This window comes from Aquipuribacter hungaricus (genome assembly GCF_037860755.1).
In the GTDB taxonomy this organism is placed as follows: Bacteria; Actinomycetota; Actinomycetes; order Actinomycetales; family JBBAYJ01; genus Aquipuribacter; species Aquipuribacter hungaricus.
Window position 1 is genome coordinate 1 of record NZ_JBBEOI010000446.1, and the last position, 1,160, is coordinate 1,160.

1 protein-coding gene is annotated in these 1,160 nt (G+C 78.3%); it reads left to right on the top strand.

Annotated elements, in window-relative coordinates:
• On the top strand, nt 1-1,160 hold a 1,160-nt coding region (locus tag WCS02_RS20510; RefSeq protein WP_340296169.1), incomplete at both ends, for a 3-hydroxyacyl-CoA dehydrogenase NAD-binding domain-containing protein.

Genomic DNA, 1,160 nt, shown 5'->3' on the forward strand with positions numbered 1-1,160 from the left:
GGCATCGCGCAGGTCGCGGCCGCCGCGGGCCACCGGACGCTGCTGCTCGACGCCCGGGACGGGGCGGCCGCGGACGCCGTCGCGCAGGTGGCCGGGCGGCTGCGGCGTTCGGTCGAGAAGGGCCGCACGGACGCCGCCCACGCGGCCGCGACGGTCGACCGGCTGCAGCCGGTCGGGTCGGTCGCGGACCTGGCCGGCTGCGACCTCGTCGTCGAGGCCGTCGTCGAGGACCTCGCCGTCAAGCACGCGCTGCTCGCGGACCTGGCGGCCGTCGTCACCCCCGGCACGGTGCTGGCGAGCAACACGTCCTCGCTGTCCGTGGACGACCTGGCCGCCCCGCTGCACCGCCCGGGCCGCGTCGCCGGGCTGCACTTCTTCAACCCCGCCCCGCTCATGCGCCTGGTCGAGGTGGTACGGGGTGCCGCGACCGACCCCGCCGTCGTCACCGACCTCGTCGACCTGGTCCGCGCCTGGGGCAAGGTCCCGGTGGTCTGCGCGTCGACCCCCGGGTTCGTCGTCAACCGGGTCGCCCGACCCTTCTACGGCGAGGCGTTCCGGCTGCTCGCCGAGCACCCTGACCTGGAGCCGACGGTGGTCGACACCCTGCTGCGCGGGGCCGGCGGGTTCCCCATGGGCCCGCTGGAGCTCACCGACCTCATCGGCCAGGACGTCAACGCCGCGGTCGGCCGCAGCGTCTGGCAGGCCACGGGCGAGGACCCCCGGTATGCCCCGTCGCCGGTCCAGGACGCGCTGGTCGCGGCCGGGACCCTGGGGCGCAAGACCGGCTCCGGCGTCTACCCGCACGGTCCCGGCGCGACCCTCCCCGTCGCCCCGACGGTGGCGGCCATCCCGGGCACCGGCCTCGCCTGGCAGCCCCACCCCTCCGCAGCCGGGCTGGCCGAGCGGGCCGGGGTCGCGGCTCCTGTCGGTCTGCGCGACCCCGGCAGCCGTCCCTGCGTCGTCCTCCGGACCACCGACGGCCGCACCGCCGCCGCGGTCGAGGAGGCGACCGGTCGCCCGACGGTCCTGCTCGACCTGGTCCGCGACCCGGGCAGCTGCAGCCACGTCGGCGCGGTCGCCTCCCCCGGCTGCCCGCCCGGTGCCCTCGGGGCGCTCGCCGCCCTGCTGGCGGGCGCGGGCGTCGCGGTCTGCGAGCTGCC